Below are 23,961 nucleotides of genomic sequence, written 5' to 3' on the forward strand. Positions count from 1 at the left end.
TGAGGGGTGCCGGAAGAAATGAGGCGTCGGCGTTCCCTGGAACACCCCTCATCCGACCGAGCTTCGCTCGGCCACCTTCTCCCACAAGGGGAGAAGGGAGTGGCGCCCTACTTGCCACGCGCCCGCTCCTCGGCCTGCGCCGCCAGTATCTTCTTCACCTCGGCGACCAGATCGCCTTCCGCCACGGTCACCTGCGCCGGTCGTGCGGCGCGCCATTCGGCGTTGTCGGCGATCTCGGCCGACATCTTCGCGCCTTCGATCAGGTCCTTGATCTGCACCTCGCCCTTGGCGCGCTCGTCGCCGCCCTGGATGACGGCTACCGGGCTGCCGCGGCGGTCGGCATATTTCAACTGCGCCTTCATGCTGGCGCCGCCGAGATACATTTCCGAGCGGATGCCGGCGGCGCGCAGCTCGGCCACCATCTTCTGGTAGCGGCCGAGGCTTTCCGTGTCCTTGTCCATGGTCAGCACGACGACCGGCGCGATGACATCGGAAGTATCGAGCTTGCCGAGGTTCTTCAGCGCCGTCATCAGCCGCGAGACGCCGATCGAAAAACCGGTCGCCGGCACCGGCTCGCCACGAAAGCGCGAGACGAGGCCGTCATAACGTCCGCCGCCGCCAACCGAGCCGAAGCGCACGATCTGGCCGTCCTCGTTGGGGATCTCGGCCAGCAGCTCGGCCTCGTAGACCGGGCCGGTGTAATATTCGAGGCCACGGACGACGGATGGGTCGATGCGAATGCGATCCTCACCGTAGCCGCTTTGCGCGACCATGGTTCTTATCTGCTCCAGCTCTGCAAGACCCTCGACAAACGAGGCATTCGTTATGCCGAGATGTTCGAGTTTCCTTTCCTCGACAAGATTGCTGAGCCCCGGGGTGATAGATCCCAGTGTCTGGACAATTTGTTCGGGATCATGCTGCGCCATGACCGTGAAATAGCTGATCACAACATCGATTTGCGCGTTACCCAGCCCGGCGCCCTTGGTAAAATCACCGCTCTCGTCCTTGCGCCCGGCGCCCAAAAGCAGGCGAACCCCCTCGACGCCCAGCTTGTCCAGCTTGTCGATCGCCCGCAGCACCTGCAGCCGGCGGCCAGCGTTCTCGTCGCCGCCGAGGCCGATCGCCTCGAGCACACCGTCGAGCACTTTGCGGTTGTTGACGCGGACGACGTAATCACCGCGCTTGATGCCGAGCGCCTCCATCACGTCGGCCATCATCATTGCCATCTCGGCATCGGCCGCGACACCCGGCGTGCCGACCGTGTCGGCGTCGAACTGCATGAACTGGCGGAAGCGGCCGGGACCGGGCTTCTCGTTGCGGAACACCCAGCCGGAACGATAGCTGCGATAGGGTTTCGGCAGGCGCTCGAAATTCTCGGCGACGAAGCGCGCCATCGGCGCGGTCAGGTCGTAGCGCAGCGACAGCCACTGGTCGTCATCGTCCTGGAACGAGAACACGCCCTCGTTCGGCCGGTCCTGGTCGGGCAGGAATTTGCCGAGCGCATCGGTGTATTCGATCAGCGGCTGGTCGACCGGCTCGAAACCGTAGAGCTCAAAGACCGAGCGGATCGTCGCCATCATCTTCTCGACGGCGCGCAGATCGTCGGCGCCGCGGTCGACAAAGCCGCGCGGCAGCCGCGCTTTCATCTTTTCGGATTTGTCGGCCATGGGATGGGTACTTTGCTGCGTAAACGGTGACTTATTTCGGGTCGGCGTGTCCTACCGATGCAGCCCGGAGAAGGCAAGGGTTTGCGGCTCTCCTTCTCCCCTTGTGGGAGAAGGTGGCCGAGCGAAGCTCGGTCGGATGAGGGGTGTTCCAAGGAACGCCGACGTCTCGTTTCTTCCAACACCCCTCATCCGGCTCGGCGCTGCGCGCCGATCCACCTTCTCCCACAAGGGGAGAAGGAAAGGCGAAAAAGAAGCTGAAACAATTGCGCCATGCGCGCGGCATCGTGCCGACACAATCCGGGCCGATAAGCGCGCCGAAACAAGGGGTTCGGGGCCATGGCCACGCTACAGAAGTTCGACATCATCGATAGCGGCGCACGCGACGCCTCGGTCCGGCTGCGGCCGGCCGATTGTTATGCCCCGAATACGAAGCAAATCGCCGGACCGTTCGAGGTCGCGGCGCAACAGCGCAGTGGACCGACGATGCGCGACGTGCTGATGACCGGCCTGCTGGTGATCTATCCGGTGTTCGCCGCGCTGGCTGCCATCCTTGCCGGGTTTTTCCTCGCCGGCGCCGGCGGCGCCTGAGCCGCTATTTCGGCCGCTTGAACGCTTTCCGTTCCGCCTCGACCGGTTCGCGGCAGACGCAGCCCTCGAGATGGTCGTTGACCAGCCCCATCGCCTGCATGAAGGCGTAGACGGTGGTCGGGCCGACAAAGCTCCAGCCGCGCTTCTTCAGCTCTTTCGAAATGCGGACCGAGACGGCCGTCGTCGGATTGGCGCGCAAATGCGCGAGGTCGACGATCTCGGGCCGCTCGTGCGGGCCGGGCTCGAACTTCCAGAACCAGGCGGCCAGCGAGCCGGCCTCGTCGATGAGTTCGCGGGCGCGCTTGGCGTTGTTGATGGTCGAGACGATCTTGCCGCGATGGCGGATGATGCCGGCATTGCCGAGCAGGCGATCGACATCGGCGTCGGTGAAGGCGGCGATCTTGTCGACATCGAAGCCGGCAAACGCCTCGCGGAAATTGTCGCGCTTGCGCAATATGGTCAGCCAGGACAGGCCCGACTGAAAACCTTCGAGGCAGATCTTCTCGAACAGGCGGCGGTCGTCGGCGACCGGCCGGCCCCATTCGTGGTCGTGGTAGTGCAGATAATCCGGCAGGTTGCCGTGCCAGAAGCAGCGGGCGATGCCGTCGGGACCGGCAAGCAGACCTGTCTTTTCATCCATGGCGGAATTCCGTTCGTGTCTTGGCGTTAACGCGTTTTGACGCGGCCTTTACCGCGGCTTTACCAGATTCCTGAACCGGGCGGTAACCACACCAAAAGCTTTACTGACAGATCGGCATTTTACACATTCCGATTCATGTTTCGGTTGCCGCTTCGCGCCCAATGTCGGCGAAATCGGGGAGGCTTTGCACCCCGGCATGTTCGACGATCAAGGTGCGTTGCGATGAAGACATTCTTGTTCCCACTGTTCGGCGCCGCGGCCGTACTTGCTGCCGGCGCCGCCAATGCCAACGACCGCTATGCGGAGAGGCCGCCGGTGGTGGTCAGCCCGGATCTTTCGGCACCCTGGGTGCTGCAGCTCGGCCATGCCCCGGGCATCGTGCGGCAGAGCCGGCAAGAGGCGCAGCCGCAACGGCGCTACCGGCGGCTGGCCGAACCCGATCAGCTGCGCACCGCAGCGGTGCAGGCGCCGGCCAAGCGCATGGTGATGCGGCCGCAGATCGACCCGATCTATCTGCCGCAGGAAGTCGCCTATGACGGCCCGCAGAAGCCGGGCACGATCGTCATCGATACGCGAGAGAATTTCCTCTATCTGGTCGGGAAGAACGGTAAGGCGCGGCGTTATGGCGTCGGCACCGGCAAGCCGGGCTTCGAATGGTCCGGCACCCACAAGATCACCAACAAGCGCGTCTGGCCGGATTGGCGGCCGCCGGCGGTGATGATCGCCCGCGAAGCCGCCAAGGGCCGTTATCTGCCGACCTATCTCGCCGGCGGCATGGAAAACCCGCTCGGCGCACGCGCGCTCTATCTCGGCTCGACTGAGTACCGTATCCACGGCACCAATCAGCCCTGGACGATCGGCGGCGCGGTGTCGTCGGGCTGCATCCGCATGCGCAACGAGGACGTGGTCGACCTTTACGAGCGGGTCAATGTTGGCACGACGGTTGTAGTCATGTAATCTGCGGTTGACCTCATCGATGATTCTGCTCAGAAGCCTCGGGAGCATTGAATAACGGGGGACGGGCCGTGTGGGGATGCGGCCAGTCACGAAAGGGCAGCGCGGCAAGCCGTGCTGCCCTTTTTGTTTCCGCCAGCAGGAATTGACGGGAAGATTTTGCCGGCACGTCGCGCGACCGGCATGGCGGTTCGCTTTTCGCGCTGCCTTTTCGCGGTTGCTTTGCTATGTGGCGGCTAAAGTTCCAGACAAAGGCCCCATCCCGGTGTCCCTTTCCGACGACAGCCGCTATCTCAGAGGCGGCCCGGTTGCTCAACGCATCATCGCCGGCGTGCGCGAGGACGCGGCGATCGCCACCGCCGAAGGCTTTCCGCCCAAGCTGGTGTCGGTCACCGTCGGCGATACCGCCGCGGTCGATGTCTATGTCCGCAACCAGCGCGCCAAGGCCGGCTTGGCCGGCATCGGCTTCGAGGAAAGGCGCTTTCGCGCCGACATCACCGCCGGCGAGCTGGAAGCGGCAATCCACGGGCTTAACGCCGACCCGCGCGTCACCGGCATCATCATCCAGCGGCCGGTGGCGGTGCACATTCCGATCAAGACGCTGCAGGCGGCGGTGCATCCGCTCAAGGATGTCGAGGGCATGCATCCGGCCTCGATCGGCAACATCGTCTACAACCAGCTCGACCTGGCGCCCTGCACCGCCGCCGCTTCGGTCGAACTGCTCAGGGAAACCGGCCTCGACCTCAAGGGACTCGAGGTGGTGGTCGTCGGCCATTCCGAGATCGTCGGCAAGCCGATCGCGTTCCTCTTGATGAGCGAAGGCGCGACGGTGACCGTCTGTCACCACATGACGCGTTCGGTGGCGGCACACGCACGCCGCGCCGACGCACTGTTCGTCGCGGTCGGCAAACCGCGGCTGATCAAGGCCGACATGGTCAAGCCGGGCGCCGCCGTCATCGATATCGGCATCAATTCGGAAATCGGGCCGGACGGCGAGAGCCGCATCGTCGGCGACGTCGATGCCGAGAGCGTCAGGCATGTCGCGTCGTGGATCACGCCGGTGCCGGGCGGGGTCGGCCCGATCACGGTGGCGATCCTGCTGCGCAACACGATGGTAGCGCTCAGCCGCCAGCGCGCCCGCTACCAGGCCACCTACGGCATAGCGGACAGGCTGGCGGCGGAGTAGGCGCTTTCGTCACGTGTATTGCGGCACATGGCAGGTGATCCGGGACTCGTCATCCCAGAAGACGTAGAGCACGCCGCCGCTGCCCCAGAAGAAACCGGCGAGTGAATCGAACTGAAGAAGAAATTTCATTTCCCGGTCCGTTCCGGGAACGACTGGAAACTGCGGTCCCTGAATCCATGACGGCAGCCCACCAAGCCGAAACAGGTTTTGCCTTGAATTGCTTATCCCGTACGACTGCCTGAGCCACCGTTTAGGGGTCGGTGCCAACCGAACAGTTCTTTTCTCGGCGGCTTTTGCAGGCCTCTCAATGTAGGGCGAATGCAGAGGTGCGATCGGCGTCGGCACACCGGCAGCGTCGTGGGAATAATAGGTCGGTTCGAGAGAATTCGCACAGGTCTCGATACGGAGTCTGGGAAGAGGCATCGTCAGCTCATTCCCAAGATCGTCCAGCGTAATCAGATGTATCAGTCGCTCTCGACAGGTCGGGCACACTGCCGATCCTTCGCCGCCGACCGTAAGTGGCCTGCCAGTCGCCGGCAGATGCCAGGTAGGATGATGGCGATGCGTCGGAAAAGACATGTCGCTCGGAGCGCCTTCCTCAAAGCTGAAATGATGACATGCCGGCGGCGAACGAGGATCATCATGCGTCAGCCAGTCTGCGAAATCGGGAATGTCGCCCAAGGTACTGTCTGGAAACAATTCCGGCGCCTGCAAGGCGACGTGAGCCAGCAGATCCTCCACGTCTATTCCGCGTTTCACTTCCTCTTGCAGGAAAAATGCCAGACGAGCCAAATGCGCGTCGTCGAGAAACGAAACGGCGTCGATAATCAGATTGTCTTGCTGGACGTCGGCTTCTACCGCTGCCTTTATGAGCGCAAACAGGAATTCGGACCCATCCTTGAGATGACGAGCGATGATTGTCTGGCATTCGCCATAGCTGGCCTGGAGCGTCGCCGGCGATTTGTCCGACAGCAGCCGAACGACGGTTCCAATCTCTTCGGACTTTGGGTTGGGCATCTCGGCAGTCTCATCGGCGGGTGCGCAGCAATCAAACCAATTTTGGCGGCTCGCCGCCATAGGCCCAGTCCAGCAGCTTTATCGTATGCACCACCGGCAGCTTGGCGGCGGAAGCGATCTGGGTGATGCAGCCGATATTGCCGGTGGCGACGATTTCAGCACCGGTCGCCTCGATATTCCTGAGCTTGCGGTCGCGCAACGTCGCCGAAATCTCGGGCTGCAGGATGTTGTAGGTACCGGCCGAACCGCAGCAAAGATGCCCTTCGCGCGGCTCGCGCACGACGAAGCCGGCACGGACCAGAAGCTCCTTCGGCTGGCGGGTGATCTTCTGGCCGTGCTGCATCGAGCAGGCTGAGTGATAGGCGACGATGGTGCCCGGCTTGCGGACCGGCTCGGGCAGGTCGAGGCTTGCCAGATATTCGGTGATGTCCCTGGCCAGCGCCGAGACCCGCGCAGCCTTGTCGGCATAGGCCGGATCGAGGCGCAGCATGAAGCCGTAATCCTTGATGGTGGTGCCGCACCCGGATGCGGTGATGACGATGGCGTCGAGTCCACCCAGCTCGATGGCGCGCGTCCAGGCGTCGACGTTCCGTCGGGCCGACGCCAAGGCAGCGTCCTCGCGCCCCATATGATGCACCAGCGCGCCGCAGCAGCCCTCGCCCTCGGCCACCACGACCTCAACGCCAAGCCGGGTCAGCAGCGAAATCGTCGTGTCGTTGATGCCGGGATCGAGCACGGATTGCGCGCAGCCGGTGAGGATGGCGACGCGGCCATTTTTCTTCGCGCCCTGCCCGGCATGGACGCCCGGCGAGGCCATCGGCGAGACTGCCGGGACCGACGCCGGGGCCAGCTTCAACATCGCGCCCAAAGGCTTCAATGCCTGGATTTTCTCAAACAGGCCGGCGAATGGCTGGCCGAGCTTCGCCAGCTTGAGCGCCGCGCGGAAACGCGAGGGGTAGGGCAGCACGAAGGCCAGCATGGCGCGTGTCAGGCGATCGGCCAGCGGACGCTTGTAGGTCTCCTCGATATGGACGCGGGCGTGGTCGACCAGATGCATGTAGTTGACGCCCGACGGGCAGGTGGTCATGCAGGCGAGGCAGGACAGGCAGCGGTCGATATGGGTGACGATCTGCTTGTCGGCGGGGCGACCGTTCTCCAGCATGTCCTTGATCAGGTAGATCCGCCCGCGTGGCGAATCCAGTTCGTTGCCGAGCGTCACATAGGTCGGGCAGGTGGCGGTGCAGAAGCCGCAATGCACACATTTGCGCAGGATCTTTTCCGATTCCGCGACATGCGGATCGGCAAGCTGGGCAGCTGAGAAATTGGTCTGCACGTAAACGAATCCCTACCGTTTGAGCATGATCTTTTCCCAAAACCGGTACCCAGTTTTGGGGATCATGCTCATAATCCCAGAAACCAGCTTTCCGGGTTCTTGACCGCCTCGCCGCGCTGCAGCGCCTGCAGGCCGAGAATGCAGCGGGCGATGAACCAGACGGCAACGGCAACCATCAGCACGACACCGATGACCACGATCATCAGCAGCGCCGAGATCAGTGCATAGAGCAGGCCGATCCAGAAGGTGCGGATCAGGAATGTGTAATGGCTTTCGACGAAGCCGCCGGCCTTGCCGCGATTGATATAGGCCAGGACGACGCCGACAATGCCGCTGACGCCGATGGCTAGGCCGGCGAGATAGAGGATGTAGATGACCAGCGCGTTGGTCGGGCCGGGCTCCAGCCAGCGGTCGGTCTGGCGTGACGTACCGTTTTGGCCTGGATCGCTCATTGTGCTCCTCCCTCGGTTGCCGGCGCGAGAGTAGCAGAGCTTGCGCCCGGCGCCATACGGCCGGGATTGAGGATATTCTTCGGGTCGAATTCGGCCTTCAGCCGCGCCGACAGTGCTGCCAGTTGCGGCGCTTGCGGTTCGAACACCGGTACGGCGGCGCGGTGCGAAGGGGTTGCGCGCACCAGCGTCGCATGGCCGCCGCCATGTCTTCTGATCAGGCCGCGCAACAGGCCGGCCTCGGGATCGTCCTGCTGCATGCGCAGCCAGATCAGCCCGCCCTGCCAGTCGTAGAAGGCATCGACCGGGGCCTGCATGCGCAGCGCCAGCACCATCTGGTGGCCCCGCGACGGCGCCATCGAGACGCGCCACACCGGCCTTTCGCTGCCATCGGCGAACGGCGCGCAGTCGCGGACACCGCGCCAGACCGAGTACGAGACCGAACCGGAAATCTCCTGCAGCGGCCCAGCGTTTTTCAGCAGGTCTTTCAGCGCGGCAATGCGGTAAGCGACCGACGGGCCAAAGCCCTCGATGCGCAGCAGCGTCGCGGCATCGCTGCCGAGACTGCCGCCGGCGACCCTGGCTGCGACCCGTTCGGGAAGATGGGCAGCACTCGACACTTCGGCGCTGGAACCCAGCGCCAGCGCCATGGCGGCGGCGGCGTGATCGTCGAGCAGGCCGCGGATGGCAAGCGTGACTTCGGTCTCGGCAGCAGGCAGCACCTTGAAGGTGACGTCGGTGAGCACCGCCAGCGTGCCCCAGCTGTTGGCCATCAGCTTGGACAGATCGTAGCCGGTGACGTTCTTGACGACGCGGCCGCCCGACTTGAAGGCCTCGCCGCGCCCGGAAACGGCCGCTATGCCGAGGATATGGTCGCGCGCAGCACCCACCTTCAGCCGGCGCGGGCCGGAAAGGTTCGCGGCGAGCGCGCCCCCGATCGTGCCTCGCGCTGGCTCACCGCCGAGCAGCGGGCCGTAATCCATCGGTTCGAAGGCAAGTTGCTGGCCGTTTTCGTCAAGCAGGCTTTCGATTTCGGCCAACGGCGTGCCGGCTTTTGCCGACAGCACCAGTTCGGCCGGCTCGTAAAGCATGACGCCGGAGAGTTTGGAAAGGTCGAGCGTATGCTCGCTCTGCTGCGGCCGGCCGATACCGCGCTTGGAGCCGTGGCCGAGGATTTCGAGCGGGGATTCCTCTGCGGCTGCCCAGGCGACGGTGGATAGGGTTTCCGCGGCTGTGGACGGGGTGAAGGTGGTCATGGGACGGACGCGGCATTTGCAAATGCGGGAACGTCGCGTTCCTTCGCGCCCCCCTCTGTCCTGCCGGACATCTCCCCCTCAAGGGGGGAGATAGGATGCTGCGTCGGGCTTCGCCAATCTCCAGCGTTAACAGGAGGGCGAGGCGCCGAAGCTGGCAATCTCCCCCCTTGAGGGGGAGATGTCCGGCAGGACAGAGGGGGGTGTTCAAGTGCTAACATACGCACTCAAAACCTCGGAATGTCCGGAAACGCCACTTGCCCGCGATGCACGTGCATCCGCCCGAGCTCGGCGCATCGCCTCAATTGCGGGAAGACCTTGCCGGGATTCAAAAGATGGTTGGGGTCGAAGGCGCATTTGATGCGCATCTGCTGGTCGAGGTCGATCTGGTTGAACATTTCCGGCATCAGGTCGCGCTTCTCGATGCCGACCCCGTGCTCTCCGGTCAGCACGCCACCGACCTTGACGCAGAGCCGCAATATGTCGGCGCCGAAACTCTCCGCTTTGTCGAGTTCGCCCGGCACGTTGGCGTCATAGAGGATGAGCGGGTGCAGATTGCCGTCGCCGGCGTGGAAGACATTGGCGACGCCGAGCCCGTATTTCTGCGACAGCTCGCGCATGCCGGCGAGCACGCGCGGCAGTTCCTTGCGCGGGATGGTGCCGTCCATGCAGTAATAGTCGGGCGAGATGCGGCCAACCGCCGGGAACGCCGCCTTGCGGCCGGCCCAGAAACTCAGCCGCTCCTGCTCAGATTGCGAGATGCGGCATGTGGTCGAGCCGTTCCTATAGGCGATGGCTTCGACCAGGCCGATCAGGTGATCGACCTCGACACCCGGCCCGTCCAGCTCGACGATCAGCAGCGCCTCGACATCGAGCGGATAGCCGGCCTGGACGAAATCCTCGGCGGCGTGGATGGCCGGACGGTCCATCATCTCCATGCCGCCCGGAATGATGCCGGCGCCGATGATATCGGCAACGCATTGGCCGGCCTGCTCGCTGGTCGGGAAACCGATCAGCAGGGCACGCGCCGTCTCCGGCTTCTTCAGGATGCGTACGGTGACCTCGGTTACGACGCCGAGCAGTCCTTCGGAGCCGGTCATGACGCCGAGCAGGTCGTAGCCTTCCGCGTCGAGATGGCTGCCGCCGAGGCGCACCACCTCGCCATTCATCAGCACCATCTCGATGCCGAGCACATTGTTGGCGGTGAGACCGTATTTCAGGCAGTGCACACCGCCGGAATTTTCCGCGACATTGCCGCCGATCGAGCAGGCGATCTGGGAGGATGGATCGGGGGCGTAATAGAAGCCCTCCTGCTCGACGGCGGTGGTGATGCCGAGATTGGTGACGCCGGGCTGGGCGACGACGACGCGGTTCTGAAAATCGATCTCGAGGATGCGGTTGAAGCGGCTCATCACCAGCAGCACCGCGTCTTCGAGCGGCAGCGCACCGCCGGAGAGCGAGGTGCCGGAGCCGCGCGGCACGACGCGGATGTTGCGGTCGCTGCAATATTTCAGCACCCGCGACACCTGGGCCACGGTTTGCGGCAGTACAACGACGAGCGGCAATTGCCGGTAGGCGGTGAGCCCGTCGCTCTCGAAGGCGCGCATGGCATTGGCGGCGTCGACGACGCCCTCGCCCGGCACGATGATGCGCATATCGGCGACGATCTCGTCGCGCCGGCGCATCGTGGCGTCGTCTGGTTTCGGCATGGCAAGGCCGGACATCGACAGCCTCCTTCGATCGACTGGTAAAAATCATTTACCAGCGACAGTGGTCGCTTGCAAATGCCGCGTTGGCCGGGATGAGAGGCCTATGGCCGGGACAGCCTTCCGCAGCGGCAATCTGCCGCTGCGCCCCACATTACTCGCCCGCCTGCTTGCCTGGTTCGGAGTGCATGCGGCGGACGCGGCGCACGCCCCACCAGACGAGCACGACGGCGAGCGGCACCGAGGCGGCGGTGACCATTTCCGGCGCGAAGGCATGGCCGAAGATCGAGGCGCCCTTGGCGACGTACCCGATGAGGCCGACGACATAGTAGGAAACCGCGGCGACCGAGAGCCCCTCCACCGTCTGCTGCAGCCGCAATTGCAGGCGGGCGCGATTATTCATCGATGCCAAAAGATCGCGGTTCTGCTTCTCGACCTCGACGTCTACCCAGGTGCGCAGCAGTGTGGTGGCACGGGTGAGCTTCGTCGACAGATTGGCCTGACGCTCCTCGACCGAACGGCAGGTACGCATCGCCGGCGCCACGCGGCGCTGCAGAAAACCGCCCCAGGTGTCGTAGCCGGGCACCGCCTCTTCGTCGAGCGCCTCCAGCCGTTCACGCACGATGCCGTCATAGGCGCGGCTGGCGCCGAAGCGGTAGAGGCTGGAGGCGGCATCGGCCTCCAGCTCGGCGGCCAGCTCGGTCAAGTCGGCAAGCAGCGTCTGGCTGTCGCGGGTCTCGGCGACCTTCATTTCCAACGTGGTCTGGGCCAGCCTGTCTTCGATGCGGCGGGCCCGACCGGACAGCGTCAGGGCCAGCGGCAGCCCGAGCATGGCCAGCGTGCGGTAGGTCTCGATGTCGATCAGCCGCTGCGACAGTGCCCCGGTGCGCGCCGGGGTCAGGCCGCGGTCGAGCACCAGCATGCGGGTCAAGCCGTCGCCATCCTGACGGAAATCGGTGACGATGGCCGCGTTGCCGCGCTCGACCAGCGAATAGCACAGGCTGGTCGGGTCGAAGCCGGCGATCAGTTTTTCGTTCGCCGGCGTCCATTTGCGGATCTCCAGCCTGATGCCGGAAATCACCGTGCCCGGCGGCGAAAACCCGTTGCCGAAGGGTGTGTCTTCTTGCCCCCTGCCGTTTTCGGCGAGCGGGCCTTCCCAGAGATAGGTCGAGAATTCCGTGTGGCGTTCCCAGCGCAGCGAGCCCTTGCCCCATTTCATCGCGTGGTGGCGGGCGTGAGGGTCGGGCGCGGCGATGCCGAGGCGTCGCGACAATTCGGAAAGCACGGCCTGATCGATCCCGGATCCAGCTTCGGTCATGAAGGAAAGCTGCACCAGCACGCGCGGCTTTTCGACCAGCGGCTGCGGCCGGGCGTGGACCTCGCCGAGCGCGCCCGGCCGACCTTCATGCGCCGGAAAGCCCATGACGGTGCCGCCCACGGCTTTGGCGCGCAGCTGGAATTCGAGGTTGGAAGGGTCGGCGTCTGGCACGGCTGGTCCCCCGGGCTTCTGTGAGCCCTTGGCAATGATGTCCCTCTAGAGGCAATCGCCAGGGGACGCAAACGCCCAATTTAGCTGAAGATGATATGGCGCCGCGGCTGTGAAACGGACCCGACCCCCGGCGAATTGGATAAATAATTTGACCAGTTGGCGACGCCGGCTTTATCTTGCGCGACATCGGTTCAACCCCCAGGCATCCCGTTTGAGCGACATTTTCTCCCGGATCGAGCATTCGCGCACCGCCGACGAGGTGGTGCAGCAGATCGAGAGCCTGATCCTCGAAGGCGTCCTGCGCACCGGCGACCGGCTGCCGGGCGAGCGCGAACTGGCGCGCCAGTTCGAGGTGTCGCGGCCGATCCTGCGCGATGCCTTGAAAGCCTTGGAAGGGCGCGGGCTGTTGACGACACGGCCAGGCGGCGGCACCCATGTCGCCGATGTCATCGGCCAGCTGTTCACCAAGCCGGTGACCGACCTGATCTCGATGCACCGCAAGGCGGTGACCGACTATCTGGAGTACCGCCGCGAGATCGAGGCGGTGGCGGCGGAATATGCGGCGCGGCGTGCCACATCGGACGATCTGGCGCTGCTCGACCGCATCATGGCACGTATGGACGAGGCGCACCGGACCGGCAATTTCGACGACGAGGCGGAAATCGATGTCGAGTTCCATCACGCGATCTGCGAATGCGCGCACAACATCATCCTGCTGCACACGCTGCGCTCCTGTTATCGGCTGCTGTCGGAAGGCGTGTTCCAGAACCGGCGGCTGGTGTTCAACGTGCCGGGCGCGCGCGAGGCGCTGCTTTCGCAGCACCGGGCGATCTACACCGCGGTCAAGGCCGGCGATCCGGCTGCGGCGCGGCAGGCGGCGATGGACCACATCTCGTACGTCGAACGGTCGATGGCCGAGGCCGAGCGCAGCGGCGACTGGCAGCGCGTATCGCGGCTGAGGCTCAGGCAGCGCTCCGAGCCCGGTGGCGGTGAGCCGGCAAGAAAACAGCCGTAGGCACCGCCCAGAAAATTCAACGACGAAGCAGCGAAGAACCAGCGGAAAAAAGATCCATGAGCAGCATTCTCACCATCGCCGACCTCAAGGACCTGGCGCGCCGCCGCGTGCCGAAGATGTTCTTCGACTATGCCGATTCCGGCGCCTGGACCGAAAGCACCTACCGGGCCAACGAGGAAGATTTCCAGAAGATCAAGTTCCGCCAGCGCGTGCTGGTCGACATGGACAACCGCTCGCTGGAGTCGACCATGATCGGCGAGAAGGTGACGATGCCGGTGGCGCTGGCGCCGACCGGCATGACCGGCATGCAGCATCCGGACGGCGAGATGCTGGCGGCCCAGGCGGCGGAAGAATTCGGTGTGCCGTTCACGCTGTCGACAATGAGCATCTGCTCGATCGAGGATGTCGCGTCGGTGACCAGGAAGCCGTTCTGGTTCCAGCTCTATGTGCTGCGCGACAAGGATTTCGTCTTCGATTTGATCGACCGCGCAAAGGCGGCGAAATGTTCGGCGCTGGTGCTGACGCTCGACCTGCAGATCCTCGGTCAGCGCCACAAGGATATCCGCAACGGGCTTTCGGCGCCGCCGCGGATGACGCCGAAGCACCTGTGGCAGATGGCGACCAGGCCGCGCTGGTGCGTCGGCATGGCCGGGACCAAGCGCCGGAGCTTCCGCAACATCGTCGGCCATGCCAAGGGCGTCGGCGACCTCGCCTCGCTGTCGTCGTGGACGAAGGAGCAGTTCGATCCGCATCTGTCGTGGAAGGACGTCGCCTGGATCAAGGAGCGCTGGGGCGGCAAGCTGATCCTGAAAGGCATACTCGACAAGGAGGATGCGCTGATGGCGGCCAGGACAGGCGCCGACGCGATCATCGTTTCCAACCATGGCGGCCGCCAGCTCGACGGCGCCTCGTCGTCGATCATGGCGCTCGAAGAGATCGCCGACGCCGTCGGCGACGCGATCGAGGTGCATATGGACGGCGGCATCCGTTCCGGCCAGGACGTGCTCAAGGCACTGTGCCTCGGCGCCAAGGGCACCTATATCGGCCGGCCTTTCCTGTACGGCCTCGGCGCACTCGGCAAGGAAGGGGTTACCAAGGCGCTGGAAATCATCCGCAAGGAGATGGACATAACGCTGGCTCTGTGCGGAAAGCGCCTGGTCACCGACATGGGCAAGGATCAGCTTCGGCGCTAAAGTCCCGTGACGGCATGACCACGGAGGCGACGCAGGCATTGACGGAGCCCGGCATCAGTTTCTACGAGGCGCGCGGACCGCAAGGCATGCGCCTTTACGCGATCGGCGATGTGCACGGCCGGCTCGATTTGCTGACCGCCATGCACCGGCGGATCGAGGCGGAGCTCGGTCAAAGGCCGTCGGCCGATTGGCGCGTGATCCATCTCGGCGACTATGTCGATCGCGGCCCGGACTCCAGGGGCGTCATCGATTTCCTGATCGACGCGCAAAGACGCGATCCGCGTCACCTGATGCTCGGCGGAAATCATGATCTCGGCTTTCTCGATTTTCTCGATGTCCCCGATCCGGACGGGCTGTTCATGCGCTATGGCGGCATCCAGACGGCGCTATCCTATGGCGTGTCGCTCGGTGGGAGCAGCGCCTGGTTTGGCCGCGCCGATGCGGCACTGCAGCAAGGGCACGCCGCACTGGTCGAGGCGGTGCCGCAGAACCATGTCGAGTTCCTGCGCTCGCTGCCCTTCTCAGTGACGTTCGGCGACTTCTTCTTCTGCCATGCCGGCATCCGGCCCGGCGTTGCGCTGGAAAGCCAGAGCCGGCAGGACCTGATCTGGATCCGCGAGGTCTTCCACGACCACACCGGCCTTCATCCGAAGATCGTGGTGCACGGTCATACGCCGGTGCCCAAGGCCGAAATCACCGGCAACCGCGTCAATGTCGACACCCTCGCCTGGCAGTCGGGAAACCTCACCGCGCTCGTGGTGGACGGCGCGGACAAGCATATCCTGACAGTGACGGGTGAGCGAGCGTAGGAAACGCGTGGGATTATGAGCAGAGAGGCTAGCGAAGCGCGGCGGTGACGCCGTAGCCGTCAACGGCATTGTGGTCGTTGGCCGCGTCGGCGGAATAAATGCCGAGGCCGCACAAGACGATAGCCGACAACATGACAAAGGACAAAAAGGCTGCTTTCACGGACGTCATCTCTTGTTGAGCTTCCTGCATCTATGCACGAGCGGGTTACCAATGCGTTGAAACGCAAAATACGTCGCAAATGTCGGACGGTTTCGCGCTTCTAGGCATGTTCTGTATCGGCGGTGTGTCGCGCGGGTCACAGGAAAGGTTCATCGCGGTTGCACGCAAGATGCAGAGCGCGCGCCTTTTAGGCTGGCGGACAGACACAGGCCAAGGATGAAACGCGCTATCCCCGGCGGATTTGCCGCCGCGTGCCAAATATGCAACGTCGCCAAATACGTTGACTATATGGGCCGTCAGATCGTCGCCACCCAGGCGCGGGCGATGGCCAGGCCGGCGGCATCGGCTTGCGGTCCGTTGCGGGCCATTTCGTCGTCGAGCCGGACGGCCCAATCCGGATGGCGTTCGGCGATCAGCGGTGCGAAGGACGTGCTCCAGTCGCGAACCATCGGCCGGTCGGCCTCGAAATGAAACTGGAAGCCATAGACGGCGCGGCCGATGCGGAACGCCTGGTTCTCGGCGACGGCATTGCCGGCCAGCCGCACGGCAGTCTCGGGCAAGACAAAGGTGTCGTCGTGCCATTGGAAAATCGGGAATTTTTCAGGCAGGGCGGCGAGCACCGGATCGGCCTGCGCCGCCGCGGTGAGCGCGACCTCGTGCCAGCCGAACTCCGACGCGCCGCCGATCTGGTTCTCGCCGCCAAAGGCGCGCGCGACCAACTGGCTGCCGAGGCAGATACCAAGCACCGCGCGATCCCTCTCGGCAAAGTCGCGCGTCAGGTCGAGCAGGCCAGGAAAATAAGGACAGAGCTCGTCGTCCAGCGCATTCTGCGCGCCGCCGAGCACCACCATGGCGTCATGCCCGCCGCTATCTTGCGGCAGCGCGTCGCCGCAGTAGGGACGGCGCAGGTCGATAGCGGCACCCGCCTCGACAAGGGCCGCGCCGATCTGGCCAAGGCCCTCATTGTCGAAGTTCTGGACAACCAAGACCCGCATCGAAACCTGCTGACATGAAATTGATGCAACGAGCGATATCATGGCGCCAGCATTGCAGCCAACAGGGAACGCCTATGCCACTGCAAAACCGGATCGACCCGTTCGGCACCATCCATGCCGTGCCGGAGCGCGGCCTGTTCATGGGCAATCGCGGCATCATTCACGACCCCGAGACGAGAACGCTGTTGAAGAAGCGCTGGGCGCTGCAAGCCTGGATCATCTGCGTCTGCGAATTCGGCAACGTGCGGCGCGAGCCGATGGGACGCAACCGGGCTGGCGGCAAGGCCGGCTGGACCGAGCTGTTTTTCCTCGACGAGGTGACGGCACTTGCCGCCGGCCACCGTCCCTGCTTCTTCTGCCGGCGCGAGCGGGCCAGGGATTTTGTCCGGCGTTTCGGCGACGCCTTCGGCATTGCCGAGTCACGCGCGCCGCAACTCGACAAGCGCCTGCACAAGGAGCGCCTGGCATCGGGCGGGCGGGCGACGAGACTGAAACCGGAAGCGCTTGCGGATTTGCCGGACGGCACGATGATCTCGTCAGGAAACAGGGCGTACGCCCTGTTTGACGGCGCCGCGCTGCCCTGGAGTTTCGGCGGTTATGGCGAACCGGTGGGATTCGGCGATTTTACCGACGGTCCAATCGGCCTGCTCACGCCGGCGACAACTGTTTCCGTGCTGAAGCGTGGCTACAGACCTGTCTGGCACGCCAGCGCGGAGGCTTGACGCCGGCGATGGCCTCGCCCATTCCTCGGCGATGCGCGCCAATTACAAGATGCAGCGGCTGTTCGTGCCGGACGGGCTTGGACCGGACATCGAGTTCGACATCGGCCCGCAGCAGAGCCATTATCTCTCGCACGTGCTGCGGCTCGGCGAAGGCGCCGAAATTCTGGTCTTCAACGGCCGCGACGGCGAATGGTCGGCGGCGATCGCGGCAAAATCGAAGAAGGCGTTGCGCCTGAAGTTGCTGGCATTGCAGCGGCCGCAGCCGCCGTTGCCCGATCTCGTCTACTGTTTCGCGCCGCTGAAGCAAGGGCGGCTCGACTACCTCGTGCAAAAGGCGGTGGAGATGGGCGCCGGCATGCTGCAGCCGGTCATCACCCAGCATACGCAGGTGGCAAAACCCGGCATCGAGCGCCTGCGCGCCAATGTCGTCGAGGCGGCCGAGCAATGCGGCATATTGGCGGTGCCAGAGCTGCGCGAAGCGGAAAAATTCGAGCGCCTGCTGGCGGGCTGGGACCGCGAGCGGCGGCTGATCTTCTGCGACGAGGATGCATCGACCAACAATCCCCTGCCGGCATTGCAGGCGGTGCGGGAGAGAAAGCTCGGTCTGCTGGTCGGACCGGAGGGCGGCTTTTCCGACGAGGAACGCAAGATGCTGAGAGCGCTGCCTTTCGTTACCGCGATTCCGCTCGGGCCGCGCATCCTGCGGGCGGACACGGCGGCGGTGGCGGCACTGGCGCTGATCCAGGCGACAATCGGCGATTGGTGATCAATTCCAGTTACCCGCTGGCTCAGGATTTTTCGCTTGATCGGCTACTGACATTTCGTCCATCTAGCGCCGGCAGTGGCCGCGTGTCCTTTCGGGCGCGCAAAGGACGCTGTAGCATTTGATTGGGCACATGATCCTTTCCGAAAATCGAAGCCGGTTTTCGGGGCCATGTGCGGAGGGCTATTATGGCGCGCGATACTACCGATTTCCGGCCGATCGAAGGCGTCGACGAACTCGTCGAGCACCTGGCCGAAGGCAACAAGCCGCGCGACAAATGGCGCATCGGCACCGAGCACGAGAAATTCCCGTTCTATGTCGACGGCAATGCGCCGGTGCCCTATGGCGGCGAGCGCGGCATCCGCGCCATCCTCGAAGGCATGCAGGACAAACTCGGCTGGGACCCGATCATGGATGCCGGCCGCATCATCGGCCTGGTCGAGCCGACCGGCCAGGGCGCGATCTCGCTGGAGCCCGGCGGCCAGTTCGAGCTGTCCGGCGCGCCGCTGGAGACGATCCACCAGACCTGCCGCGAAGGCAATGCGCATCTGGCGCAGGTGCGCGAGATCGCCGAACCGATGGGCATTCGTTTTCTCGGCCTTGGCGGCAGCCCGAAATGGTCACTGGCCGAGACGCCGAAGATGCCGAAATCGCGCTACGAGATCATGACCCGCTACATGCCCAAGGTCGGCACCAAGGGCCTCGACATGATGTACCGGACCTGCACTATCCAGGTGAATCTCGACTTCGAAAGCGAAGCCGACATGCGCCGCAAGATGCAGGTGTCGCTGAAGCTGCAGCCGCTGTCGACGGCGCTGTTTGCCAACTCGCCCTTCACCGAAAGCCGGCCGAACGGCTTGCAGAGCTGGCGCGGCGAGATCTGGCGCGACACCGACAATCAGCGCTCCGGCCTGCTCGAATTCTGCTTCTCGCCCGATTTCGGCTTTGCCGATTATGTCGAATGGGCGCTCGACGTACCGATGTATTTCGTCATCCGCGACGGCCAGTATCACGACATGACGCACATCACCTTCCGCCAGTTCATGGCGGGTGCTGCCCGTAACGACCTGCCGGACGGGCTGCCGACGATGGGCGACTGGGCGAACCATCTGTCGACGCTGTTCCCCGATGTGCGGCTGAAGCGCTTTCTCGAAATGCGCGGCGCCGATGGCGGGCCGTGGCGGCGCATCTGCGCGCTGCCGGCCTTCTGGGTCGGGCTGCTCTATGATGCGGCTGCGCTCGACGCGGCCGAGGCGCTGACCTCGAGCTGGAGCTACGACGAAGTGCTGGCAATGCGCAACGCGGTGCCGGAACAGGGCATTTCGGCGCCCTTCCGCAACACGACATTGCGCGAGATCGCCCGCGACGTGCTTGTCATCTCGCGCATGGGACTGAAGAACCGCGGCCGCAAGAACCGCGACGGCTATGACGAGACGTCGTTCCTCAACACGCTGGACGAGGTCGTCGCGCGTGGCACCACCAGCGCCGAAGAGATGCTCTCGGCCTACCACACACGCTGGGGCGGCTCGATCGAGCCGGTGTTCATGGAATACGCGTATTAACGCTTCGCTATCCGCTTGGCCGATGGTCCGGCAAATTCGCTTCAATCGGTGATGGAAACGAACTAGGCTTCTCCAACGAGGATTTTCCCGGAGGAGAAATCAATGCCTTCCTTGTTCGATATTCTGGCGCAGGCCCAGAACGGCAACGGCATGCAGGCGCTGGCCCAGCAGTTCGGGCTTTCGCAGCAACAGACGCAGGCGGCGGTCGCGGCGCTGCTGCCGGCCTTTTCGCAGGGGCTGAAGCGCAACACGGCGGACCCTTACGGGCTCGGCTCCTTCATGACGGCGATGGCCAGCGGCCAGCACGCCAAATATTTCGACGATGCAAGCCGGGCCTTCTCGCCGCAGGGCCTCGATGAAGGCAACGGCATTCTCGGCCATTTGTTCGGCTCGAAGGACCTGTCGCGGGCCGTCGCCAACCAGGCCGCGCAGGCGAGCGGCGTCAGCCAGCAGGTGTTGCAGCAGATGCTGCCGGCAATCGCCTCGATGATGATGGGCGGGCTGTTCAAGCAGACCACCAACCAGCTAGGCGGGCAGATGCATGCGGCAGGCGGTGGCGGTAATCCGCTTGGCGAGCTCATCGAGCAGATGATGCGGCAGGCGGGCGGCGGCGGCCAGGTGCCGGCCCCTCAGCCTGCAGGCCCCACGGATAACCCGCTCGGCAAGGTGTTGCAGGACATGTTCGGCGGCGCACAGCAGCCGCAACAGACGCAGAGCCCTTACGGCGACAACCCGCTGGGCAAAGTGCTGCAGGACATGTTCGGCGGCGGGCAGCAGCCGCAAAGCCGGCCGCAGCAGACGCAGAACCCTTATGGTGACAATCCGCTCGGCAAGGTGCTGCAGGATATGTTCGGCGGCGGTGCACCACAGCCACAGCAGCCGCAGAACCAACCCCAGCAAACACAGAACCCTTATGGTGACAATCCGCTCGGCAAGGTACTGCAGGACATGTTCGGCGGTGGCGCACCGCAGTCTCAGCCGCGTCAGGCGCCGCAGCAACCCCAGGCGCCGCAGCCGCAGGCCAATCCGAGCGGCAGGCCGAGAAATCCGTTTGACGACCTGTTCGGCAAGATGTTCGAGACAGGCGCCCAGCAGCGCGACGACTACCAGAAAGGCATGGAGTCGATCTTCGACCAGTTCAAGCAGGGCATGGGCCGGCGCTAGATCAGATACCGGCAACCAATCATCAGTGCCGCCCAAAAAAGAAAGCCCGGTCCTGGGAGGACCGGGCAGCGCGCAGGCTGGCCGGGGGGATCCGGCAGGGAGTGGGGAGCCTGCGTAACTTGGTGGCGTCGTGCCTCAAAAAGGTTCAACGCGCCCGAACGGCGAAACCCACGCGATCACACGACCTTGCGGGCAATATCCTCGATCGTTTCGGCGCGCTCGACCGCGATGACGCGAAGCCTCTCTGTCGGATCGCGGCCAAAGGGTACACCGACAGCGACGTGCAGGTCGGCGCGGGTCAGGCCGATGTCGGCGAGCTCGGCATCCGACATCTCGCCGAGGCGATAAAAGGCGCGGCGGTTTTTCCAGGCGCGGTAAACATTGGCAGCGGCATTGGCCACGCGCGTCGCAACGGCCGGACGCGAGGTGATGCGCGAGGTCTCGGTAGCGAAATCAAACGTAGCCATGTCGGTCTCCTTCACATTCGAACGGGCGAAACCGGTCGATCGGGCGCTGGCGACAGCGGCCGTTCCGGCTTCGATTCATCTAAGATGATGCATGTCGTCGCCCCAAAACCGGTGCCCACTTTTGGGCGACATGCATTCGCTTCATGTGGACAATCGGAATTTGCCATGGCCCGATTGATTAATCCAACGAATGTTTCTAATCTTTAGCATCAGCATCAATGATGGATTAGGCCAATGAAAGCGCCGCTCGATCTCGATCAGTTGCAGACCTTCATCTCGATTGTCGACACCGGCAGCTTTACCCGCGCGGCGGAAGCGGTGCATCGGACCCAGTCTGCGGTGTCGATGCAGATGCGGCGGCTGGAGGAACGGATCGGCAAGCCGCTGTTCGAAAAAGACGGCCGCACCAACAGGCTGACCGAGGAAGGCGACAGACTGCTCTCCTACGCAAGGCGGCTGCTCTATCTCAACAAGGAAACACTGGCCGCCTTCGACGACCGCCGGCTCGAAGGCACCATCCGCATCGGCACGCCGGACGATTATGCCGATCGCTTCCTGCCAGAGATCATGGCGCGGTTTGCCCGTTCCAACCCGCATGTCGAACTGACCGTTATCTGCGAACCGACGCCGGGACTGGTCGAACACATCAAGCGCGGCAATCTCGACCTGGCGCTGGTGACGCACAACGACGCGCGCGGCCAGTCGGAAGTGGTGCGGCGCGAACCGCTGCTGTGGGTTACCTCGGCCAACCATGCGACGCATGAGCAGCCGATCCTGCCGATGGCCTTCGGCCGGCCGAACTGCATCTGGCGGCGGGCCGCCGCCGACGTGCTCGATCAGCAGAGCCGCGACTATCGCATCCTGTTCACCAGCTTCTCTGCCACCGTCATCGCCGCCGCGGTGCTTTCCGGCCTGGCGATCTCGGTGCTGCCGGAATGCGCCCTGCGGCCCGGCATGCGGGTGCTGGGCGAGGCCGATGGTTTCGGCGCCCTGCCCGATTGCCGCATCGGCATCATGCGCGGTCAGACCTCGCGGCCGGAGATCGTCGACGCGCTTGCGCGCCACATTTCGGAGAGCCTCGACAATATTTCCGTGCCACTCGGCGAGGAGACCGGCACGTTCGACTTCGCCGCCCTCGCCTTCGCCAAGATGAAGCGGACCAAGCCGAACCAGATCCTGCCGGGCTGGTGATCGCGCGATTGGGGCGGACATCGAACACGGCCGCCTTGACGCCGGCCAGCAATCGTCCCCCAATCGGCCGATGAGCGACGCAGCATCCGAATCACGCACCAACGCTACCGAATATACGGTGAGCGAGATTTCCGGCGCGCTGAAGCGTACGGTCGAGGACGTCTTCGGCAATGTACGGGTGCGCGGCGAGATTTCCGGCTATCGCGGACCGCATTCCTCCGGCCATGCCTATTTCTGCCTGAAGGACGATCGCGCGCGGCTCGACGCCGTGGTGTGGAAGACCACAATGAGCCGGCTGAAATTCCGTCCGGAGGAAGGCATGGAGGTGATCGCCACCGGCCGGCTCACCACCTATCCCGGAAAGTCGAACTACCAGATCGTTATCGACAAACTCGAGCCGGCCGGTGCCGGTGCGCTGATGGCGCTGCTGGACGAGCGCAAGCGCCGGCTGCAGGCCGAAGGCCTGTTCGACGCGTCGCGCAAGCGGCGTCTGCCGTTCATGCCCTGCGTCATCGGCGTCGTCACCTCGCCGACAGGCGCCGTCATCCGCGACATCATCCACCGCATCAAGGATCGGTTTCCACTGCACGTGCTCGTCTGGCCGGTGCGGGTGCAGGGCGAGACGGCGGGTGCGGAAGTGACCGCTGCCGTCAACGGCTTCAACGCACTGCCATGGGACGGCGCCATCGCGCGGCCCGATCTGTTGATCGTGGCGCGCGGCGGCGGCAGCCTGGAGGATCTGTGGGGCTTCAACGACGAAGCGCTCGCCCGGGCCGTCGCCGCTTCGGGCATTCCGGTGATTTCCGCGGTCGGCCACGAGACCGACTGGACATTGATCGATCTGGCGGCGGATGTTCGGGCGCCGACGCCGACAGGCGCCGCCGAGATCGCCGTGCCGGTCAAGGTCGACCTCGAAGCGACGCTTGCCGGCCTTGGCGCGCGGTTGAAGACCGCACTGTCGCGCAATTTCGAACGCAAGCGGCAGGCGGCACGCGCGGCCGCCCGTGCGCTGCCCTCGCCCGACCAGTTGCTGGCGCTGCCACGGCGGCGCTTCGACGAGGCGACGAGCCGGCTCGGCCGGGCGCTGTCGGTCAGCGTCGAGCGCAAGCGAGCCAGGCTTCTGGGGCAGCGGCTGACGCCGGCGACTTTGTCGCGGCGCATGAACGAAGCCCGCACTCTGACGCGCCGCGACCTCGCCCGTGCGCAAGCGGCTTTCTTCGCCATCGTGCGCGAGCGTCGAGCGCGGTTTTCGCGCACGGCGACCAGACTGTCACCGGCGCCGATCGCAAGACGGCAGAAACTGCAAGGCGATGCCCTGCTGGCGCTGACGCGGCGTCAGGACCAGGCAATTTCGCGGCGGCTGGACCGTCTGCGTGGAAAACTGACGCAGGCAGACCGGCTGCTGGCGACGCTCTCGCACAAGGCCGTGCTGGCGCGAGGCTTCGCGCTGGTCAAGGATGTGGACGGCGCCGTGGTCAAGCATGCGGCAGAAGTTGTGTCGGGGATGGCGCTTTCGCTGGAGTTCGCCGACGGCACCGCCGATGCAGTCGCCATCAGTGGCACGGCGCGGCCGAAGACGGTTGCCAAGCCCGCGGCCAAGCTCAAGGCGCCAGGCGGCCAAGGTTCGCTTTTCTGAGG

Annotated in this window: 23 protein-coding genes; 12 read left to right on the plus strand and 11 right to left on the minus strand. The window is 64.5% G+C overall.

Going from position 1 to position 23,961, the window contains the following annotated elements; genetic code table 11:
• Positions 1-107: 107 nt before the first annotated feature.
• Positions 108-1,667, minus strand: a complete 1,560-nt coding sequence (hisS, locus tag NKH93_RS05345; RefSeq protein ID WP_352969519.1) for a histidine--tRNA ligase — start codon at positions 1,665-1,667, stop codon at positions 108-110.
• 336 nt (positions 1,668-2,003) lie between these two features.
• Between hisS and NKH93_RS05350 the strand changes: the two genes are divergently transcribed.
• Complete coding sequence (locus tag NKH93_RS05350) at positions 2,004-2,255, plus strand: hypothetical protein (RefSeq protein ID WP_352969521.1); 252 nt, start codon at positions 2,004-2,006, stop codon at positions 2,253-2,255.
• A 4-nt stretch (positions 2,256-2,259) separates the two neighbouring features.
• Here the strand turns inward: NKH93_RS05350 and NKH93_RS05355 are convergent, their stop codons facing one another.
• The gene (locus tag NKH93_RS05355) at positions 2,260-2,895 is read right to left on the minus strand and encodes a DNA-3-methyladenine glycosylase I (RefSeq protein WP_352472682.1); all 636 of its coding nucleotides are present in this window, start codon (positions 2,893-2,895) and stop codon (positions 2,260-2,262) included.
• A gap of 222 nt (positions 2,896-3,117) precedes the next feature.
• Here NKH93_RS05355 and NKH93_RS05360 point away from each other — a divergent pair, with 222 nt between their 5' ends.
• On the plus strand, positions 3,118-3,852 hold the full coding sequence (locus tag NKH93_RS05360; protein WP_352472683.1) for a L,D-transpeptidase: 735 nt from the start codon (positions 3,118-3,120) through the stop codon (positions 3,850-3,852).
• A gap of 262 nt (positions 3,853-4,114) precedes the next feature.
• A complete protein-coding gene (locus NKH93_RS05365) occupies positions 4,115-5,035 on the plus strand; it encodes a bifunctional 5,10-methylenetetrahydrofolate dehydrogenase/5,10-methenyltetrahydrofolate cyclohydrolase (protein WP_352969523.1) in 921 nt (306 codons plus the stop codon).
• Between the two features lie 9 nt (positions 5,036-5,044).
• Here the strand turns inward: NKH93_RS05365 and NKH93_RS05370 are convergent, their stop codons facing one another.
• From NKH93_RS05370 to NKH93_RS05395, 6 genes are all read right to left on the minus strand, one after another.
• Complete coding sequence (locus tag NKH93_RS05370) at positions 5,045-6,112, minus strand: hypothetical protein (RefSeq protein WP_352969524.1); 1,068 nt, start codon at positions 6,110-6,112, stop codon at positions 5,045-5,047.
• Positions 6,084-7,385 carry a glycolate oxidase subunit GlcF gene (gene glcF, locus NKH93_RS05375; protein ID WP_352969526.1) on the minus strand — a complete coding sequence of 434 codons (1,302 nt, stop codon included), beginning with the start codon at positions 7,383-7,385 and terminating at the stop codon, positions 6,084-6,086. Before glcF ends, NKH93_RS05370 begins: the two co-directional genes overlap by 29 nt.
• 68 nt (positions 7,386-7,453) lie before the next feature.
• Positions 7,454-7,837, minus strand: coding sequence for a DUF4870 family protein (locus NKH93_RS05380; RefSeq protein WP_352683086.1), 384 nt, complete (start codon positions 7,835-7,837; stop codon positions 7,454-7,456).
• Positions 7,834-9,090: an FAD-binding protein gene (locus NKH93_RS05385; protein WP_352969528.1), complete on the minus strand. Its 1,257-nt coding sequence runs from the start codon at positions 9,088-9,090 to the stop codon at positions 7,834-7,836. The genes NKH93_RS05380 and NKH93_RS05385 overlap by 4 nt, the downstream gene beginning before the upstream one ends.
• A gap of 224 nt (positions 9,091-9,314) precedes the next feature.
• A complete protein-coding gene (locus tag NKH93_RS05390) occupies positions 9,315-10,811 on the minus strand; it encodes an FAD-linked oxidase C-terminal domain-containing protein (RefSeq protein WP_352969529.1) in 1,497 nt (498 codons plus the stop codon).
• A gap of 136 nt (positions 10,812-10,947) precedes the next feature.
• Complete coding sequence (locus NKH93_RS05395) at positions 10,948-12,282, minus strand: DUF3422 family protein (RefSeq protein ID WP_352969530.1); 1,335 nt, start codon at positions 12,280-12,282, stop codon at positions 10,948-10,950.
• A 211-nt stretch (positions 12,283-12,493) separates the two neighbouring features.
• Between NKH93_RS05395 and NKH93_RS05400 the strand changes: the two genes are divergently transcribed.
• From NKH93_RS05400 to NKH93_RS05410, 3 genes are read left to right on the plus strand one after another with little or no spacing between them, the layout of a single operon-like run.
• Positions 12,494-13,297 (plus strand): FadR/GntR family transcriptional regulator, encoded by an 804-nt coding sequence (locus NKH93_RS05400; RefSeq protein WP_352502088.1) that lies wholly within the window; start codon positions 12,494-12,496, stop codon positions 13,295-13,297.
• A 56-nt stretch (positions 13,298-13,353) separates the two neighbouring features.
• Entirely contained in the window at positions 13,354-14,490 is a 1,137-nt protein-coding gene (locus tag NKH93_RS05405) for an alpha-hydroxy acid oxidase (protein WP_352680839.1), read from the plus strand.
• 38 nt (positions 14,491-14,528) lie between these two features.
• On the plus strand, positions 14,529-15,299 hold the full coding sequence (locus NKH93_RS05410; protein ID WP_352969728.1) for a metallophosphoesterase: 771 nt from the start codon (positions 14,529-14,531) through the stop codon (positions 15,297-15,299).
• A 28-nt stretch (positions 15,300-15,327) separates the two neighbouring features.
• On the opposite strand, the gene NKH93_RS05415 is transcribed toward NKH93_RS05410, so the two are convergent.
• The gene (locus NKH93_RS05415) at positions 15,328-15,468 is read right to left on the minus strand and encodes a hypothetical protein (RefSeq protein ID WP_292664785.1); all 141 of its coding nucleotides are present in this window, start codon (positions 15,466-15,468) and stop codon (positions 15,328-15,330) included.
• A gap of 287 nt (positions 15,469-15,755) precedes the next feature.
• Positions 15,756-16,454, minus strand: coding sequence for a type 1 glutamine amidotransferase (locus tag NKH93_RS05420; protein WP_352969532.1), 699 nt, complete (start codon positions 16,452-16,454; stop codon positions 15,756-15,758).
• Between the two features lie 74 nt (positions 16,455-16,528).
• On the opposite strand from NKH93_RS05420, the gene NKH93_RS05425 reads away from it, so the two are divergent.
• The 4 genes from NKH93_RS05425 (at position 16,529) to NKH93_RS05440 (ending at position 20,665) form a co-directional block, all read left to right on the plus strand.
• Entirely contained in the window at positions 16,529-17,176 is a 648-nt protein-coding gene (locus NKH93_RS05425) for a hypothetical protein (RefSeq protein ID WP_352747853.1), read from the plus strand.
• Positions 17,177-17,207: 31 nt separating this feature from the next.
• Positions 17,208-17,942, plus strand: a complete 735-nt coding sequence (locus NKH93_RS05430; RefSeq protein WP_352969730.1) for a 16S rRNA (uracil(1498)-N(3))-methyltransferase — start codon at positions 17,208-17,210, stop codon at positions 17,940-17,942.
• Between the two features lie 185 nt (positions 17,943-18,127).
• On the plus strand, positions 18,128-19,501 hold the full coding sequence (locus tag NKH93_RS05435; RefSeq protein ID WP_352969533.1) for a glutamate--cysteine ligase: 1,374 nt from the start codon (positions 18,128-18,130) through the stop codon (positions 19,499-19,501).
• Between the two features lie 102 nt (positions 19,502-19,603).
• The gene (locus tag NKH93_RS05440; RefSeq protein WP_352969534.1) at positions 19,604-20,665 is read left to right on the plus strand and encodes a DUF937 domain-containing protein; all 1,062 of its coding nucleotides are present in this window, start codon (positions 19,604-19,606) and stop codon (positions 20,663-20,665) included.
• A 176-nt stretch (positions 20,666-20,841) separates the two neighbouring features.
• Here the strand turns inward: NKH93_RS05440 and NKH93_RS05445 are convergent, their stop codons facing one another.
• Positions 20,842-21,132 carry a DUF1127 domain-containing protein gene (locus NKH93_RS05445; RefSeq protein ID WP_352616701.1) on the minus strand — a complete coding sequence of 97 codons (291 nt, stop codon included), beginning with the start codon at positions 21,130-21,132 and terminating at the stop codon, positions 20,842-20,844.
• Between the two features lie 234 nt (positions 21,133-21,366).
• On the opposite strand from NKH93_RS05445, the gene NKH93_RS05450 reads away from it, so the two are divergent.
• Positions 21,367-22,323 (plus strand): LysR substrate-binding domain-containing protein, encoded by a 957-nt coding sequence (locus tag NKH93_RS05450; protein ID WP_023680469.1) that lies wholly within the window; start codon positions 21,367-21,369, stop codon positions 22,321-22,323.
• Positions 22,324-22,393: 70 nt separating this feature from the next.
• Entirely contained in the window at positions 22,394-23,959 is a 1,566-nt protein-coding gene (gene xseA / locus NKH93_RS05455) for an exodeoxyribonuclease VII large subunit (protein ID WP_352969535.1), read from the plus strand.
• Positions 23,960-23,961 lie beyond the last annotated feature (2 nt).

Source organism: Mesorhizobium sp. M0954, from assembly GCF_040319155.1.
Lineage (GTDB): Bacteria > Pseudomonadota > Alphaproteobacteria > Rhizobiales > Rhizobiaceae > Mesorhizobium.